This window comes from Pantoea sp. LMR881 (genome assembly GCF_027157825.1).
Lineage (GTDB): Bacteria > Pseudomonadota > Gammaproteobacteria > Enterobacterales > Enterobacteriaceae > Pantoea > Pantoea haifensis.
The window spans coordinates 2,374,272-2,390,287 of record NZ_JAPVOK010000002.1 but is presented as its reverse complement, the minus strand read 5'-3'; the positions used below and the strand labels follow the sequence as shown (position 1 = coordinate 2,390,287).

Annotated in this window: 14 protein-coding genes and 4 pseudogenes; 11 read left to right on the top strand and 7 right to left on the bottom strand. The window is 50.7% G+C overall.

Translation table 11 applies throughout. The annotated features are described in order from the left end of the window. Nucleotide 1: 1 nt before the first annotated feature. A complete protein-coding gene (gene trmL / locus O3W44_RS13035; protein WP_269293390.1) occupies nucleotides 2-475 on the top strand; it encodes a tRNA (uridine(34)/cytosine(34)/5-carboxymethylaminomethyluridine(34)-2'-O)-methyltransferase TrmL in 474 nt (157 codons plus the stop codon). On the opposite strand, the pseudogene cysE reads toward trmL, so the two are convergent. The 5 genes and pseudogenes from cysE to O3W44_RS13010 form a co-directional block, all read right to left on the bottom strand. Then, nucleotides 472-1,291, bottom strand: a pseudogene (cysE, locus tag O3W44_RS13030) (serine O-acetyltransferase). The gene trmL and the pseudogene cysE overlap by 4 nt on opposite strands. Before the next feature lie 68 nt (nucleotides 1,292-1,359). Beyond that, nucleotides 1,360-2,376 (bottom strand): NAD(P)H-dependent glycerol-3-phosphate dehydrogenase, encoded by a 1,017-nt coding sequence (gene gpsA / locus O3W44_RS13025; RefSeq protein WP_269293389.1) that lies wholly within the window; start codon nucleotides 2,374-2,376, stop codon nucleotides 1,360-1,362. Then, a complete protein-coding gene (gene secB / locus O3W44_RS13020; RefSeq protein ID WP_269293388.1) occupies nucleotides 2,376-2,846 on the bottom strand; it encodes a protein-export chaperone SecB in 471 nt (156 codons plus the stop codon). Before secB ends, gpsA begins: the two co-directional genes overlap by 1 nt. A gap of 37 nt (nucleotides 2,847-2,883) precedes the next feature. Then, a pseudogene (grxC, locus tag O3W44_RS13015) lies at nucleotides 2,884-3,137 on the bottom strand (glutaredoxin 3). Nucleotides 3,138-3,156: 19 nt separating this feature from the next. Then, entirely contained in the window at nucleotides 3,157-3,588 is a 432-nt protein-coding gene (locus O3W44_RS13010) for a rhodanese-like domain-containing protein (RefSeq protein WP_269293387.1), read from the bottom strand. 253 nt (nucleotides 3,589-3,841) lie between these two features. Between O3W44_RS13010 and envC the strand changes: the two genes are divergently transcribed. From envC to O3W44_RS12990, 4 genes and pseudogenes are all read left to right on the top strand, one after another. Further along, complete coding sequence (envC, locus tag O3W44_RS13005) at nucleotides 3,842-5,143, top strand: murein hydrolase activator EnvC (RefSeq protein ID WP_269293386.1); 1,302 nt, start codon at nucleotides 3,842-3,844, stop codon at nucleotides 5,141-5,143. A 3-nt stretch (nucleotides 5,144-5,146) separates the two neighbouring features. Further along, nucleotides 5,147-6,059, top strand: a pseudogene (locus O3W44_RS13000) (divergent polysaccharide deacetylase family protein). 105 nt (nucleotides 6,060-6,164) lie between these two features. Then, nucleotides 6,165-7,394 (top strand): glycosyltransferase, encoded by a 1,230-nt coding sequence (locus O3W44_RS12995; protein WP_269293385.1) that lies wholly within the window; start codon nucleotides 6,165-6,167, stop codon nucleotides 7,392-7,394. Then, entirely contained in the window at nucleotides 7,387-8,328 is a 942-nt protein-coding gene (locus O3W44_RS12990; protein WP_269293384.1) for a hypothetical protein, read from the top strand. The genes O3W44_RS12995 and O3W44_RS12990 overlap by 8 nt, the downstream gene beginning before the upstream one ends. On the opposite strand, the gene tdh is transcribed toward O3W44_RS12990, so the two are convergent. Both tdh and kbl read right to left on the bottom strand, forming a co-directional pair. After that, a complete protein-coding gene (gene tdh, locus O3W44_RS12985) occupies nucleotides 8,325-9,353 on the bottom strand; it encodes an L-threonine 3-dehydrogenase (RefSeq protein ID WP_269294438.1) in 1,029 nt (342 codons plus the stop codon). The genes O3W44_RS12990 and tdh overlap by 4 nt on opposite strands. Nucleotides 9,354-9,363: 10 nt before the next feature. Next, nucleotides 9,364-10,558 (bottom strand): annotated as a pseudogene (gene kbl, locus O3W44_RS12980) (glycine C-acetyltransferase). 230 nt (nucleotides 10,559-10,788) lie between these two features. Between kbl and rfaD the strand changes: the two are divergent. From rfaD to O3W44_RS12950, 6 genes are read left to right on the top strand one after another with little or no spacing between them, the layout of a single operon-like run. After that, the gene (rfaD, locus tag O3W44_RS12975) at nucleotides 10,789-11,721 is read left to right on the top strand and encodes an ADP-glyceromanno-heptose 6-epimerase (RefSeq protein ID WP_269293383.1); all 933 of its coding nucleotides are present in this window, start codon (nucleotides 10,789-10,791) and stop codon (nucleotides 11,719-11,721) included. A gap of 17 nt (nucleotides 11,722-11,738) precedes the next feature. After that, nucleotides 11,739-12,797 carry an ADP-heptose--LPS heptosyltransferase RfaF gene (gene rfaF / locus O3W44_RS12970; RefSeq protein ID WP_269293382.1) on the top strand — a complete coding sequence of 353 codons (1,059 nt, stop codon included), beginning with the start codon at nucleotides 11,739-11,741 and terminating at the stop codon, nucleotides 12,795-12,797. Continuing rightward, complete coding sequence (rfaC, locus tag O3W44_RS12965) at nucleotides 12,785-13,762, top strand: lipopolysaccharide heptosyltransferase RfaC (protein WP_269293381.1); 978 nt, start codon at nucleotides 12,785-12,787, stop codon at nucleotides 13,760-13,762. The genes rfaF and rfaC overlap by 13 nt, the downstream gene beginning before the upstream one ends. Continuing rightward, on the top strand, nucleotides 13,759-14,835 hold the full coding sequence (locus O3W44_RS12960) for a glycosyltransferase family 9 protein (RefSeq protein ID WP_269293380.1): 1,077 nt from the start codon (nucleotides 13,759-13,761) through the stop codon (nucleotides 14,833-14,835). Before rfaC ends, O3W44_RS12960 begins: the two co-directional genes overlap by 4 nt. A 9-nt stretch (nucleotides 14,836-14,844) precedes the next feature. Then, nucleotides 14,845-15,837, top strand: coding sequence for a glycosyltransferase family 8 protein (locus O3W44_RS12955; protein WP_269293379.1), 993 nt, complete (start codon nucleotides 14,845-14,847; stop codon nucleotides 15,835-15,837). Nucleotides 15,838-15,845: 8 nt separating this feature from the next. Beyond that, nucleotides 15,846-16,013: a hypothetical protein gene (locus O3W44_RS12950; RefSeq protein WP_269293378.1), complete on the top strand. Its 168-nt coding sequence runs from the start codon at nucleotides 15,846-15,848 to the stop codon at nucleotides 16,011-16,013. The last annotated feature ends 3 nt before the right edge of the window (nucleotides 16,014-16,016 follow it).

The window sequence follows — 16,016 nt, the reverse complement described above, 5'->3', positions numbered from 1 at the left end:
TATGCTAAATATCGTTTTATTTGAACCAGAAATTCCACCTAATACCGGCAACATCATTCGCCTTTGCGCCAATACAGGTTTTCAGTTACACCTGATTGAGCCCCTCGGGTTTACCTGGGATGATAAGCGTCTGCGTCGTGCCGGCCTCGATTACCACGAATTTACCGCTATCAGGAAGCATACGGATTATCAGGCATTCCTTGATGCTGAACGTCCTGAGCGGCTGTTTGCTTTAACCACGAAAGGCACACCAGCACACAGCGCGGTGCAGTATCAGGCGGGAGATTATTTGCTGTTTGGTCCAGAGAGTCGTGGCTTGCCAGCTGAAATTTTAAATGCTTTACCGGCACAGCAGAAAATCAGAATTCCAATGAGAGCAGAAAGTCGCAGCATGAATTTGTCGAATGCTGTTTCAGTCGTGGTCTATGAAGCATGGCGCCAACTGGACTATGCTGGCGCGCTGCTTAAAAGCTAGATGCCGTCACCGAACTGGAAGCCTGCCAGGCTGCCGTTGAAGTGTTGATCCATATCCATTGACGGTTTTTCACTGCCGGGCTTGCCGACGATACGGGCAGGCACACCCGCCGCGGTTGTATGCGGCGGCACCGGTTGTAATACTACCGAGCCAGCACCAATTTTCGCACCACGCCCGACTTCAATGTTTCCAAGAACTTTTGCTCCGGCACCAATCATTACACCTTCGCGAATCTTTGGATGACGGTCGCCGCTGGTCTTGCCTGTTCCCCGAGCGTTACCGACTGCAGGATGGAAACATCATTCTCCACCACGGCTGTTTCGCCAATGACAATGCCGGTCGCATGGTCAAGCATGATGCCGTAACCAATCTTCGCTGCCGGATGAATATCAACGGCAAACGAGACAGAGATTTCGTTCTGCAGATAAACCGCCAGCGCACGGCGACCTTCATTCCATAGCCAGTGGCCGATTCGATAAGCCTGCAAGGCATGGAAGCCTTTGAGATAAAGCAATGGCGTTGAGTATTTATCCACCGCAGGGTCGCGCTGACGTACCGCCTGAATATCGTAAGCAGCCGACGCAATCATTGAGGATCTTCTCGGTAAGCTTCTTCAACGATTTCGCGGATAGCGATCGCTGGCATAATCGGATTAGCCAGTTTATTTGCCAGCATATAGCTCAGCGCACTGCCGAGGTTTTCATGCTTGAGCAATGTCGCATGGTAGAAGCTGGCCAGCATAGGCTCACAATCAGCCAGTGCGCGCGCTTCCGCTTTGATATGATTCCAGACCAGTTCTAACTCATCAGACGACATTGCTGTTTTCTCCCGATAAAAAAAGCGCCTGAATTGGCGCTACAGGTGATTACGCTTCGCTCCCTGCTTTAGCTGCTGCTGTTTTCGTCCTTCCTTGTACGCCCCAGCAGGCTCAATGCTGCATCTCGCGCCGGTTTTTCGCAATATAGCACCTGATAAATCTGTTCAGTGATAGGCATTTCCACGCCAACTCTTGCCGCTAATGCTTTGACTTCTTTGGTGTTTCTGTAACCTTCTACAACTTGTCCGATAATGCGTTGCGCGCTATCTACATCTTCACCTTGTCCCAGCATCATGCCAAAACGACGATTACGAGATTGATTATCGGTACAAGTCAGAACCAGATCACCTAAACCAGCCATGCCCATGAAGGTTGTAGGATCAGCGCCCAGAGCAGCGCCCAGACGACTCATTTCAGCCAGACCGCGCGTGATCAACGCAGTGCGGGCATTTGCGCCAAAACCTATGCCGTCAGAAATACCGGCACCAATAGCGATAACGTTTTTTACTGCCCCGCCCAGCTGTACGCCGATAAAGTCAGGGTTGTTATAGACGCGAAAACTTTTGCCGCAATGTAGCTTTTGCTGTAAATCATCAGCAAATTGCGCATCGGTCGACGCTAACGCAATCGCCGTCGGCAATCCTGCTGCCAACTCTTTTGCAAACGTCGGTCCTGAAATAACAGCCAGCGGAATCGACTCGCCAACAATTTCACGTGCGACATCCTGCAATAGTCGTCCGGTCTCTTTTTCCAGGCCTTTAGTTGCCCAGACAATCCGCGAGTCCGCACGCAAATGCGGTTTGATCTGGCTAAGCACATCGCCAAAAACATGGCTCGGCACTACGATGAGCAGATCACGGCTGGCAGCAATGGTTTTTACCAGGTCAGGCTCAAGAGTAAGATTGTCGGGAAAAGGCACATCAGGCAGAAAAGCGGTATTACAACGGTCAGACTGAAGTTGCGCCAGATGCGCAGGGTTGTGTCCCCACAACAAGACCGGATGGCCATTACGAGCCAACGTAATCGCCAAAGCGGTGCCGTATGAACCGGCACCGATGACGCTGATCGAAGCGTTATTAGTCATCAGGCATCCTGATGTTGTTCAGCGCCTTCTTCACCCTGTTGCTGCTGCAGATAGTTCATGAACAGCGCATCAAAGTTAACCGGCGCCAGGTTAAGCTGCGGGAAAGTACCACGTGAAACCAGGCTGGTAATGCATTCACGCGCATACGGGAACAGAATGTTCGGGCAATAGGCACCCAGGCAATGGGCCATTTGTGTACCTTCAATGCCGCTGATGGTAAAGATACCCGCCTGCTGCACTTCACATAAAAAAGCGGTTTCTTCGCCCACACTGGCAGTTACGGTCACACGCAGTACCACTTCAAAAACTTCGTCAGCCAGCTGTGAAGATGCAGTATCCAGATCCAGTTTTACGTCCGGCTCCCACTCTTTTTGAAAAACCTGCGGTGCGTTTGGCGCTTCAAAAGAGATATCTTTGGTATATACACGTTGAATCTGGAACTGCATTTCATTGGTGTTGTGTTCTGACATGTGACTAAGTCCTTTAAGTTAGAATGTTCGGCGTAAATTACGCCTTAATTAGCGGATCTAAACCTTCGCGGTCATCAAGCGCAAAAGGTCATCGCAGCCGCCAATATGCTGCGCGTCAATGAAAATCTGAGGCACAGTCGTACGACCGCTACGTTTGATCATCTCTTCGCGTTTCGCCATGTTCCCATCAATAGGAATCTCTTGAAACGATACGCCTTTCTGACTGAGCAGCGCCTTTGCCCGATGGCAATAAGGGCAAGTTGCTTTGGTGTAAACTTCAATATTCGCCATAGCTTGTACCTCAGTGAGATTATTTACCGCGTACTAACGGCAGGTTTTCACCGCTCCAGCCGCTAACGCCATCTTTTAATACAGAAACTTGAGTAAAGCCTGCAGCACTAAGGTGTGCAGCAGGTTCAGCAGCACTTTGTCCGGTTGCGCACACCACAATTATGGGCTGTGCTTTATGCTTTTCCAGTTCGGCAAAGCTGCCTTTTTTAATATCTGCCGCGGCTACGTTCAGTGCACCAGAAATGTGTCCTTTGCGATAATCGTCGCGCGAACGCACGTCTACTACTACCGCGTCCTCTTTGTTAATCAGGCGGGTTGCTTCACCGCGGCTGATTGTTTTTACCTTAGAGAACATCCCTTTAACGGTAGTTACAATCACCAGAATAAGTAAAACGACCCATGCCAGACTCAGGATGGGGTGATTGCTTGCAAACTGCATAATTTCTTGCATGAGGGGTAACGACTCCAGACCGGGCTAATAAGCTAAAACAAGGGTTCTGAGTATACCTGCGCCACTTCGCATGTACAGACGCTTAGCGGGCAGAGTTAAGATTTGTGCGCCATTTTCCAAAAAAAAGTGGCCGAATGGCAAAAATGACGTAACGCTTATCCCTGCTTTAGCCGATAACAGACACGTTTGGAAAAGGAAATGCTGATCTGGCGCGCTGGTAAGCGGCTGTTCATCGTGGAATAATCATTGGTCTATGAAGGGAAAAACAACCGTTTTACACACAAGGACCCGTCGCAACGGTGTTAACCTGCCGTTGTTCACACACTTGTCCACTCTCTCATTCGGTCTGCTTTGTGCGGGCGCGCTGTTGCTGCCTGTCGTTGCGCAAAGCGCGGAAGACAACAAATCACAGCTACAATCTATTCAGCAAAATATTGCTGAAAAAGAGAAAATTGTTAAAGCGCAAAAGCTGCAACGCAGCAAGCTGTTAGATCAGTTGCAGAGTCAGGAAAAGATCATTGCGCAAGCCAGTCGTCAGCTGCGAGAAACGCGCAACAGCCTTACCACGTTGAATAATGAAGTCAGTCAGCTTGCAGCTTCCATTACCCGCCTCGAAAAGCAGCAGACGCAGCAAGAAACGTTGCTGTCCCAGCAGCTGGACGCGGCCTTTCGTCAGGGTCAGCACAATGGCCTGCAACTGCTGTTAGGTGGCGAGGAGAGCCAGCGTAGCGAACGTATTCTGGCTTATTTTGGCTATCTGAACGATGCGCGTCAGCAGAGCATCGAGGCGCTGCAAAAAACGCGACACGATCTCAGCCAGCAGCGCAGTGCGCTGGAACAAAAACAGCAGCAGCAAAAAACGTTGTTAGCCCAGCAGCAAGGCCAGCAGGAGAAACTGCAACAGGCGAGCGCCGCACGCAAGAAAACCCTGAGCGCACTGGAAAGTTCTCTGGAAAGAGATCAGGCCGACTTAGTAGAGATGCGCCAGAACGAAAGCCGCTTGCAGGATAAGATTGCTCGCGCCGAACGTGAAGCGCGTGAGCGTGCTGCCCGGGAAGCGCGTGAAGCTGAAAAAGTGCGCCAACGTCAGGAACAGGCGAAAGCAAAAGGCTCTCGTTATCAGCCGACACAAAGCGAGCGCGAATTAATGGCGCGTACGGGAGGGCTGGGCCGTCCCGGCGGACAGGCGATGTGGCCGGTACGCGGTCGGATTGAGCACCGCTTTGGTGAGCAGTTGCAGGGCGAGTTACGCTGGAAAGGCTTAGTCATCGATGCGCCAGAAGGCACCGAAGTCAAAGCTATCGCTGATGGTCGCGTTTTGATGGCTGACTGGCTCCAGGGTTACGGTCTTGTTGTGGTGCTGGAGCACGGCAAAGGCGACATGAGTCTTTATGGCTACAACCAAAGTGCACTTGTGAGCGTAGGTGCTCAAGTGAAAGCAGGACAGCCTGTTGCTCTGGTGGGCACCAGCGGCGGCCGTGGCACGCCATCGCTCTATTTTGAAATTCGCCGCCAGGGACAGGCCGTCAATCCACTTCCGTGGTTAGGAAAATAAGTTTTGCCTCATCTTCGAAAAATTTCTGCCATTGTGAGCAGCTTGCTACTCAGCTTTGCCGCTCATGCAGGTAAGCTTTCCATTGTCATTGATGATTTTGGCTACCGTCCCACAGAAGAGAATAAAGTCTTGCAGATGCCGCCTGCGATTTCGGTTGCGGTATTGCCCAATGCGCCACATGCGCGTGATATGGCGACAAAAGCACACCAGCGCGGACATGAAGTGCTTATTCATTTACCCATGGCTCCCCTCAGTAAGCAACCGCTGGAAAAAGATACCTTAACGCCTGAGATGAGCAGTGCTGAAATTGAACGCATTATTCGTAATGCCGCCAATAACGTGCCTTACGCGGTTGGACTGAACAACCATATGGGCAGCAAAATGACGTCCAGCCTGTTTGGTATGCAAAAAGATGATGCAGGCACTTAATCAATACAATTTCTATTTCCTTGACAGCATGACTATCGGCAACAGCCAGTCTGTTCCGGCAGCGCAAGGTACGCGAGTTAAAGTATTGAAGCGTCGTGTTTTCCTTGATGACAGTCAGGATATCAACGCTATCCGCCAGCAATTTACCCGCGCCGTCAAACTGGCTCAGCGAGACGGCTACGCCATTGCGATTGGCCATCCGCATCCCAATACCGTGCGTGTACTGCAACAAATGCTGCCGACGCTGCCTGCTGACATTACATTAGTGCGGCCAAGTCAGTTGCTTAATGAGCCGTTGCGCAGCGGTCATGCTGGCAGTAAACCAGTGAATCCACCGCCAGCCAGGCCTGAGCCTCACTTCCAGCCGCCTGGTGAGTGTAAAACGCAACAGCCGCTGACGCCGGTTCCGGCCACGCGTGCGTTAGATGTCGTGGGCGAAAGCCTCCGTCAGAGTCCGCTGTTTACTACGCTGGAAAAGTTGTTTTGAATTCACTAAGCGTGCTCAGCCCACGGCTTTGCATTCAATTGCCCGCAGAAATTATTATAATTTACGCCTGTATAATGCAGGCGATACGCGGGAAAGTTGAGATGGATGACGATGAATAAACAGAAAATCCTGCTGCTGGACAACGGCAAAGAATGGGGCGGCGGCACTAACAGTATGTTAGAGCTGCTGAAACGAATCGATCGTCAAAAATTTGATATCACCTGCTGCTTTTATCATAACTATACGCGCGGCAATGGTGAGACGATAGAATCTATCCTCAATTCGCTCGATATTCAGGTGTTTTTCATTCCTCAAATCAAGCAACCACGCTGGGCAAAAATTGTTAAAGAAGCAACGCGCACTCTCTTGTTTTTTAACCGAAAGCTGAGAAAGCGGCTTATCGATCTTATTGATGAGCGTTGGCGTATTGCGCCGAACGCTCTCAAAATAAACTCACTGCTACAGCTCGGCAATTACGACACGCTTTATATGAATAACCAGCCCAGCACCAATGTGGAAGGGTATATTGCTGCACGCGGGCTGGACGTTGCAGTTGTACAGCACTGTCGTATTGATCCATTAATGGATGCACGCCTGGTTAAAATAGTTAACCACGATTGCCAGGCGGTTATTGCTGTTTCACATGGCGTAAATAAGACGTTATGCAACAGCGGTGTTCTGGCTGAACGCTGCTTTACCGTTTCCAATGCTATCGATATTCATCAGCCGCTTCCGGATCGGCTTGAAGTACGTCAGCGTTTTAAACTGTCGCCCGATACCTTTGTGTTCGGTTCAATTGGATCGCTAATCTTACGCAAATCCAACCACCATATTTTACAAGCGTTAGGCCGATTCAAGCGCGCCAATCCTGATGCGGACTGGAAAATGGTGATTGTGGGCGCGGGCCCGGAACTTCAGCCACTGTTACAACTGGCCACTGCCGAAAATATCCAAAACCAGGTGATCTTCACAGGCTTTCAAAACAACGCGCTGGAGTATCTCACCGCTTTTGATACCTTCATTTTGGCTTCACGCAGTGAGGGTTTGCCGCGCGTGGTACTGGAAGCCATGCTGGTCAACACCGCCGTTGTGGGCTCACGCGTGGTCGGCACTGCCGAATTGATCAGCCATGACGAAACCGGGTTGCTTTTTGATTATGGCAACGTGGTGCAGTTGACACAGCATTTGACCGCTCTGTGGCAGGATAATGAACTGCGTCAACGGCTGGTTGTCGCCGCTGCCAAACGTGTACGCGAACAGTACGCCATTGAATCTTATGTCAATGGCGTCGAAAACATTCTTCAAAGTGTTGTCAGGGAAAAGCAACATGCTTAACTTTTTAAATCCACGTTATCGCCACATTCGCGCCCGACATAATCTTTCCTACTCGCAGGCAGAGGCGCAGGGCAGCGTGCCTGTTACCTCGATAGTTATTCCCTGTACCGGGGCAGATTTCATCGAAGAGGCAAAGCTCAGCGCGCTGTTTGCAGAACGTTTTGCTACCCAGGCCGAAGAGATCGTGATTGTCAGTGACCAACCCGTCGCTGATTTCGGCCAGCTACCGGCAAAAACGCGCGTGGTAACGCTTGATGTGCCGCATCGTGAAGCGAGCTATCGCTACAAGCAGATTTACCGCAGCCGTCTCATCAAATTGCAGGCACCGCTTCAGGCCAAAGGCGAAGGGATTTTGATGATCGATTCCGATCTTAACCTGCTAAAAATGCCAGATATTCAGATGAAGTCAGGCCATCTCTACTCCAGCTTTCGACAGGGGAAGATGATTGCCAAACTGGAAGGTGCCGCAAACGAGGTTGTTCCGGCCTATTACAAAACCAGTATTCGCCCTTATTTAGTTGATCATGTGAATGGCGCTTATCTGGCTGCAACACGTGAAGTGTGGCAGCGCATCTCTCCGCTGTGGATGACGCTGTTTAACGATACGTGGAACCTGATGAATGACAGCCAGCCGCCGACCGATCAGTTACCACTGGCGGCGTTACTGGATATGCTGGATATCAAAACCGTTAATCTTGGTGAATGGGCAAACTGGCCTGTGTCGAAAAAGATTGGCGGCCTGGCTGCGGTTATTCCGGCCGAGGTCGTTGGTGCGCACGGGGGATTTCCGCTGTCAGAGTGGCAAAAATACCTTGAAGATCCACGTCAACCGCTGACATTCAAAGGCCAGGACTACACACGTAAAGTCCGCTACCTGACCGATGAAGAAAAAAACAGGCATAACCCTTCGGCCGCCAGCGCGGCCGAAAATTAATCCCAGCTCAACACGACTTTTCCTGAATGCCCTGAACGCATCTCATCGAAGCCCTGCTGAAAATCATCAATGTGATAGCGATGCGTAATAATGGGGGTTAAATCCAGACCAGACTGGATCAGCGCCGCCATTTTGTACCAGGTTTCAAACATTTCCCTTCCATAAATCCCTTTAATAAACAGCCCTTTGAAGATGACAAGATTCCAGTCAATGGCCATCTCGCCCGGTGGAATGCCTAATAGCGCAATGCGTCCGCCGTGATTCATCACGTCTAACAAACTGCGAAATGCTGGCGGAGCGCCTGACATTTCTAAGCCAACGTCAAAACCTTCTGTCATCCCCAGTGAGTGCATCACATCGTGAAGATCTTCCTGCGCGACGTTAACCGCGCGCGTGACGCCCATGCTGCGCGCCAGCTCTAGCCGATAGTCATTGATGTCAGTAATCACTACATTGCGCGCACCTACGTGACGACAGACGGCAGCCGCCATAATTCCAATCGGACCGGCGCCCGAAATCAGCACGTCTTCACCGACTAAATCAAACGACAGCGCAGTATGAACCGCATTGCCAAAAGGATCGAAGATAGCGGCCAGTTCATCGGAAATGTTGTCAGGGATTTTGAAAGCGTTATAGGCGGGAATAACCAGATATTCAGCGAAGCAACCCCGGCGATTTACGCCAACACCAACCGAATTGCGACATAAGTGTGTGCGCCCGGCACGGCAGTTGCGGCAGTGGCCACAGGTGATATGCCCTTCGCCAGAAACGCGATCGCCAATATTAAAACCTTTTACTTCCTGACCGATTGCGACCACTTCACCGACATATTCGTGGCCGGTAATCATCGGCACCGGAATGGTTTTGCTGGACCAGTCATCCCAGTTGTAAATATGCACATCAGTGCCGCAGATGGCTGTTTTACGAATTTTAATTAACAGATCGTTATGTCCAGGCTCAGGCACTGGCGCATCCGTCACCATCCAGATCCCTTCTTCTCTTTTCAGCTTGGCAAGTGCTTTCATCATCGACTCCTCAGGCAATCACGCCAAGCTGTTTACCGATGCGGGTGAACGCCGCAACTGCGCGCTCAAGTTGCTCCTGCGTATGCGCAGCCGATATTTGTGTACGAATGCGGGCCTGTCCTTTTGGCACTACGGGATAAAAGAAGCCTGTAACGTAAATGCCTTCCTGTTGCAGCAACTGGGCAAACTCTTGCGCCACTTTTGCTTCGCCCAGCATGACCGGAATGATGGCGTGATCTGCTCCAGCCAGAGTGAACCCAGCCGCCGTCATCTGCTCACGAAAATAGCGTGCGTTATCCCATAAACGCTGACGCAGGCCATCGCCTTCACTCAGCATCTCCAGTACGCGAATCGAAGCGGCAACAATCGCTGGCGCTAAAGAATTTGAAAAAGATAAGGACGAGAACGCTGGCGTAGCCACTCGATCACTTCAGCCCGGCCAGCGGTATAACCGCCTGACGCGCCGCCCAGTGCCTTGCCCAGAGTGCCGGTGATAATGTCGACGCGACCCATAACATCACAATATTCGTGCGTACCGCGTCCGGCGTGTCCAACAAACCCCACTGCATGTGAATCATCCACCATTACCAGCGCGGAAAACTCATCGGCAAGGTCACAAATGGCTTTTAAATTAGCGATCACGCCATCCATCGAGAACACGCCATCTGTTGCAATAATAATGTGTCTGGCCCCGTTATCGCGGGCTTCCTGCAACCGTGCACGCAGCTCCTGCATATTATTATTGGCATAGCGATAGCGTTGCGCTTTGCAGAGACGCACCCCATCAATTATCGATGCGTGGTTTAACGCATCAGAAATGATGGCATCTTCGGCCCCCAGCAGCGTTTCAAACAGGCCACCATTGGCATCAAAACAGGATGAGTAAAGGATCGCATCTTCCATGCCGAGGAAGTCAGCCAGTTTTTTTCAAGCTGCTTATGCGTGTCTTGCGTACCGCAGATAAAACGCACGGATGCCATGCCAAATCCGTGGGAATCCATCCCTTCTTTAGCCGCCTGGATCAATGCCGGATGGTTTGCTAAACCTAAATAATTGTTTGCACAGAAATTAATCACAGATGAGCCGTTAGCTACGTCAATATTAGTTTGCTGAGCCGACGTGATAATACGCTCTTGTTTGAACAAGCCTTCATGGCGTGCGTCATTCAGTTGCTGTTGTATTTGCTGATAAAATTGCGCTGACATTATTGCTCTCCTCAGAAGGCCATGGTTTGGCACATCATACTGAGCAGTCAGCAAAATCACGATAAACACGCTAACAGAATGTTAATTTTGCAGCATAGTTCACGCCCCGGCGGGTTAAGCACAAATCGTTACAGAGTCATCTGGCTGTCTGCACCCTGATGAAATGTTATGATGTCGGGCATTAGCGTGTGAAACCTCCTGTTTCACCCCTCAACGTTGAAGGTATTAACATGATTATCGTAACTGGCGGCGCAGGAATGATTGGCAGCAACATCGTCAAGGCGCTAAACGAACGCGGTCACACCGACATTCTGGTGGTAGATAATCTGAAAGACGGCACCAAGTTCGTGAATCTGGTCGATCTGGATATCGTCGATTACATGGACAAAGAAGAGTTTCTTATCAGCGTAATGGCTGGCGACGATCTCGGCCCTGTTGAAGCCGTTTTCCATGAAGGTGCCTGCTCTGCTACCACCGAGTGGGACGGCAAATACATGATGGATAACAACTATCAGTATTCAAAAGAGCTGCTGCATTTCTGTCTGGAACGCGAAATTCCTTTCCTGTATGCCTCTTCTGCTGCGACTTACGGTGGTCGTAACGATAACTTTATTGAACAACGCGAATATGAACAGCCGCTGAATGTGTATGGCTACTCAAAAATGTTGTTCGACCATTATGTGCGTCAGATTTTGCCAGAAGCGAACTCACCGGTATGTGGATTCCGTTATTTCAATGTTTACGGACCCCGTGAAGGCCACAAAGGCAGCATGGCCAGCGTCGCATTCCATTTGAATACGCAAATCAGTAATAACGAAAATCCCAAGTTGTTTGAAGGCAGTGATGACTTTAAACGTGACTTCATCCACGTTGATGATGTCGCTGCCGTTAATCTTTGGTGCTGGGAAAATGGCATATCCGGCATTTATAACTGCGGTACTGGCCGTGCGGAATCTTTCCAGGAAGTTGCTGATGCCGTGCTGAAATTCCATCAGAAAGGCCAGATCGAATACATTCCGTTCCCGGACAAATTAAAAGGACGCTATCAGGCCTATACGCAAGCCGATCTCACTAATCTGCGCGCAACGGGCTATGACAAGCCGTTTAAAACAGTCGCGCAAGGTGTGGCTGAATATATGGCCTGGCTGAACCGCAACGCATAAAGGAATCTGCACCGGCAATGAAAATTCTGGTTATCGGCCCTTCCTGGGTCGGCGATATGATGATGTCGCAAAGTCTCTATCGCACACTCAAGGCCGAGCATCCTGATGCGGTGATTGATGTGATGGCACCCGCCTGGTGCCGTCCGTTGCTGTCACGCATGCCGGAAGTGAATCAGGCACTGGCGATGCCGCTGGGACACGGCGCGTTGGAAATCGGTGAACGTCGTCGGCTGGGAAAAGCCCTGCGTGCCAGCGGTTATGATCGTGCTTACGTGCTGCCTAACTCGTTTAAATCTGCTCTTGTGCCTTTTTTCGCGGGCATTAAGCGTCGTGTTGGCTGGCGTGGCGAAATGCGTTACGGCCTGCTGAACGATCTGCGTAAGCTGGACAAAGCTGCGTTTCCGCTCATGGTTGAACGCTATGTTGCGCTGGGCTATGACACACCAGTGGTCTCCGCGCAGCAACTGCCTCAGCCGCTGTTGTGGCCGCAACTGAGCGTTGACGATCAGGAAAAAATCGAAACGGCGGCACAGTTTCAGCTCTCTGCCGATCGCCCGATCATCGGATTCTGTCCTGGCGCTGAATTTGGTCCGGCTAAACGCTGGCCCCACTATCATTATGCTGCGCTGGCGCAGCAGCTGATTAATGATGGCTATCAGGTGGTGCTGTTTGGTTCAGCAAAAGATCGCCCAACCGGTGATGAGATTATCGCCGCCCTGCCTGATGACCTGCATTCACACTGCCGTAATCTCGCGGGCGATACGCAGCTTGAGCAGGCCGTGATTTTGCTGGCCCACTGCTGTGCGGTGGTCAGCAACGATTCTGGTTTAATGCATATCGCCGCGGCGCTCAATCGTCCGCTGGTCGCGCTGTACGGGCCAAGCAGCCCAGATTTTACGCCGCCGTTAGCTAAACAGGCGCGCATTATTCGCCTGATTACCGGCTATCACAAAGTGCGTAAAGGCGATGCCGGGCATGGTTATCACCAAAGCCTGATCGATATTCAGCCCGCGCGCGTGCACCAGGAACTGACCGGGCTGTTAAGCCAGTCTCAGGAGGTGAGATGCACGTCCTGATTGTTAAAACGTCCTCAATGGGCGATGTCCTTCATTCGTTACCCGCGCTCACTGACGCGATGCAGGCTATTCCCGGCATCCGTTTCGATTGGGTGGTTGAAGAGAATTTTGCGCAAATTCCTGGCTGGCATCCCGCAGTCGATAACGTGCTGCCGGTTGCGATTCGCCGCTGGCGCAAACACTGGTTTGGCAGTCAGCAGCGTGAAGAGCGCGTGCTGTTCAAACGTGAATTGCAGTCGCGTCAGTACGATATCGTGATTGATGCGCAGGGTTTAATTAAAAGCGCGGCGCTGGTTACCCGGCTGTCGAAAGGCATCAAGCACGGACTCGACAGCCGTAGCGCACGTGAGCCGTTTGCCAGTTGGTGGTATGACAAACGCCATGAAGTCAGTAAACAACAGCACGCGGTAGAGCGGACTCGCGAACTGTTTGCTAAAAGCCTCGGTTATGAAAAGCCGCAGACGCAGGGTGATTATGCCATTGCCGGACATTTCTCCGCTGAAACCGCACACCCCTCTGCCCCTTATCTGGTTTTTCTTCACGCCACTACGCGAGACAATAAGCACTGGCCAGAAGATCACTGGCGTGAACTGATTGGCCTGCTGCAATCCTGTCACCTGCGCATTAAATTGCCCTGGGGTGCGGAACATGAACATCAGCGTGCCCAGCGTCTGGCGAGTGGTTTTGATCATGTTGAAGTCTTGCCGAAGCTGACGCTGCAAGCGGTTGCGCAACAGCTTGCAGGCGCGCATGCAGTTGTTTCAGTTGATACGGGTTTAAGCCACCTGACAGCAGCACTTGATCGCCCCAATATCACGTTATACGGGCCGACCGATCCGGGCCTGATTGGCGGTTACGGCAAGAACCAACAGGCATTGATTGCGCCTGGGCGTGATTTAGCACAGCTTCCGGCCCAGACGGTAGTTGAAAAACTTCAGGCTGTTTTAGCGGAAAACACACAATGAACTATGTGTTGATCTATTTGCTGCTGGTGCCATTCCGGACGGTAATGCGGCTGTTCTATCGTCCAACCGGCCGGAGTTTAGTGATTCAAACAGCAAAAATAGGCGACTTCATCAACATTACCCCGATGCTGCGTGCGCTGGGGAAAAGTGATGTCTTGCTCAGTAAAGCGGTTGAACCCCTTGCCCGTCACGACGATACCATTGCGCACTATTTCCTGATTGAGGAGGCTAAACGCAGCTTTTTCAGCAAAATCAGGCTGGCCTTTCAGTTAATGAACCGCTACGACAATGTTTATCTGGTTCAGCCCAACAGTGTGAATCTGTTCTTCGCGGCGCTGTGTAATGCGCCGAATAAGCAGTTTCTTCGCACGTATGTACGCAAGTCTTATCACGGCGTGTTCTACCGCAGCGCCAGTGGCATTGTCGATCACAGCAAGCTGGATTTGACGCTGGACAGCTATCTCAAGTTAATCAACCGGCAATATCGTTATAGCGATTTTCCAAAACATGCGACTTCGCCTTTATGGCAACCGCCTTCGCCGCCTGCCGTTCTGCTAGCCCCTTCTGATACCCTCAAAATTGGCATCAGTATTTCAGCGGGAAATCGCGCCAAAACCATTCCGGCCAGCGTATGGAAGCAGCTTATGGATGCGCTGTCTGACCTGCCGTGCACCTGGTATGTTTTTGGGCCGCCAGCCGAACAACCGTGGCTGGATGAACTGTTAGCCTTAACCGGGCCAAAAGAAAATATTGTCAGTTTGATCGGTGCGCTAAAGTTAGAAGAGGTTCCCTGGGCGATTGGGCAGATGGATTTTTACATCTCATCAGATTCGGGAAATGCTTATATTGCTGATGCGCAAGCCGTTCCTATAATTATGCTTTACGGGCCTTGTGAAGTCAGAGAGCAACGTCCGGTTAATAATGTCTTGTTTATCGGGCCAGAGAATGGGGCTGCATCGACGTTTGTATTCGCTACGCGTTTTCGCTTTGATCAGCCAGCAGAAGAATTATTTGGGCTGGACCTGGAAAAAATAAATAGAATAAAAGCGTTTATTCACAATAACTTAGGATAGTGAAGCGTAATGGCAATGACTCAGCTTGTAGACGCTGTTCAGCAAAGTAAACTTTTAGTCAACACGCTTTCTGACATGGACGCTTCGCCCGTGCATGTCGCCTTCGGCATTAACCATGCTTACGCACGTGGTTTAGGTATCACCCTGTTTTCTTTATTAAAAAACCATCCAGATACCGCTTTCCACGCCCATATCTTTTCTGACTCGCTGAAAGAGAGTGATATTGAAAAGTTGCAGACACTTGCGCAAGGCCACCGTATAGCTATTACGCTGCATCTTTTCAACAGCGCCTGGCTGGACACGCTGCCGGAAGTTGGGCGCTACCCTAAAAGCATTCACTACCGCTTTCTCATTCCTGAAACCGTTGCTCATTATAGCGACCGCGTTATTTATATCGATGCCGATACGCTGGTTGTCGGTGATTATTCGCCGCTGTTCACGCTTGATATTAGCCAGTACACCGTTTGTGCCTGCAACGACACGCTGCGCGCACGGCACAATCAATGCGGTAAGTTGGGCTTAACAACAGGTAATTATTTTAATTCGGGCTTCATGCTGATTAATATCCCACGCTGGTCCGGTAGTAAGACAACGGAACGGATCATGGATGTCCTGGTCAAACGAGGCGCGGAGTTTGGTTTTCCCGATCAGGATGCGTTGAATATCGTGCTGGAAAAAGAGGTCTTGATCCTGCCAGAACGCTACAACCATATCTATGACATCATTGCGAATAAGGTCTGGCATCGATTCCGCGTACCGGATGATACCGTTATGATTCACTTCACCGGTAAGTGTAAACCCTGGCATGCGTGGGGCGGCAGCGATCTTTCGCTGCTCTATTTTGATTACTATCAACGCTCACCCTGGGCGTCACAGTCACTTGATTTGCCTGAACATTATAAAGAAATGAAAAGGTTTGCTCGTATAAAATGGCATCAAAAACATTACGCTGAGAGTATCACCTGGATGTTGAACTACGTCAGACATAAGTTTTTTAATTGAGGGCAGCAATGCGCATTACCGATCTTGCTAAAAAAACCTTTACGGAATCTACACGCGCAACGCTGTTTTACTGCCTGACACTCCTTTCCATCGCCTTTTTCTTTTTTCAGGCGAAGTCTCGCGCAACGCTTACTATTTACTCACTTATCTCGCCATTGCGACCACCGGCTGGTTGATAT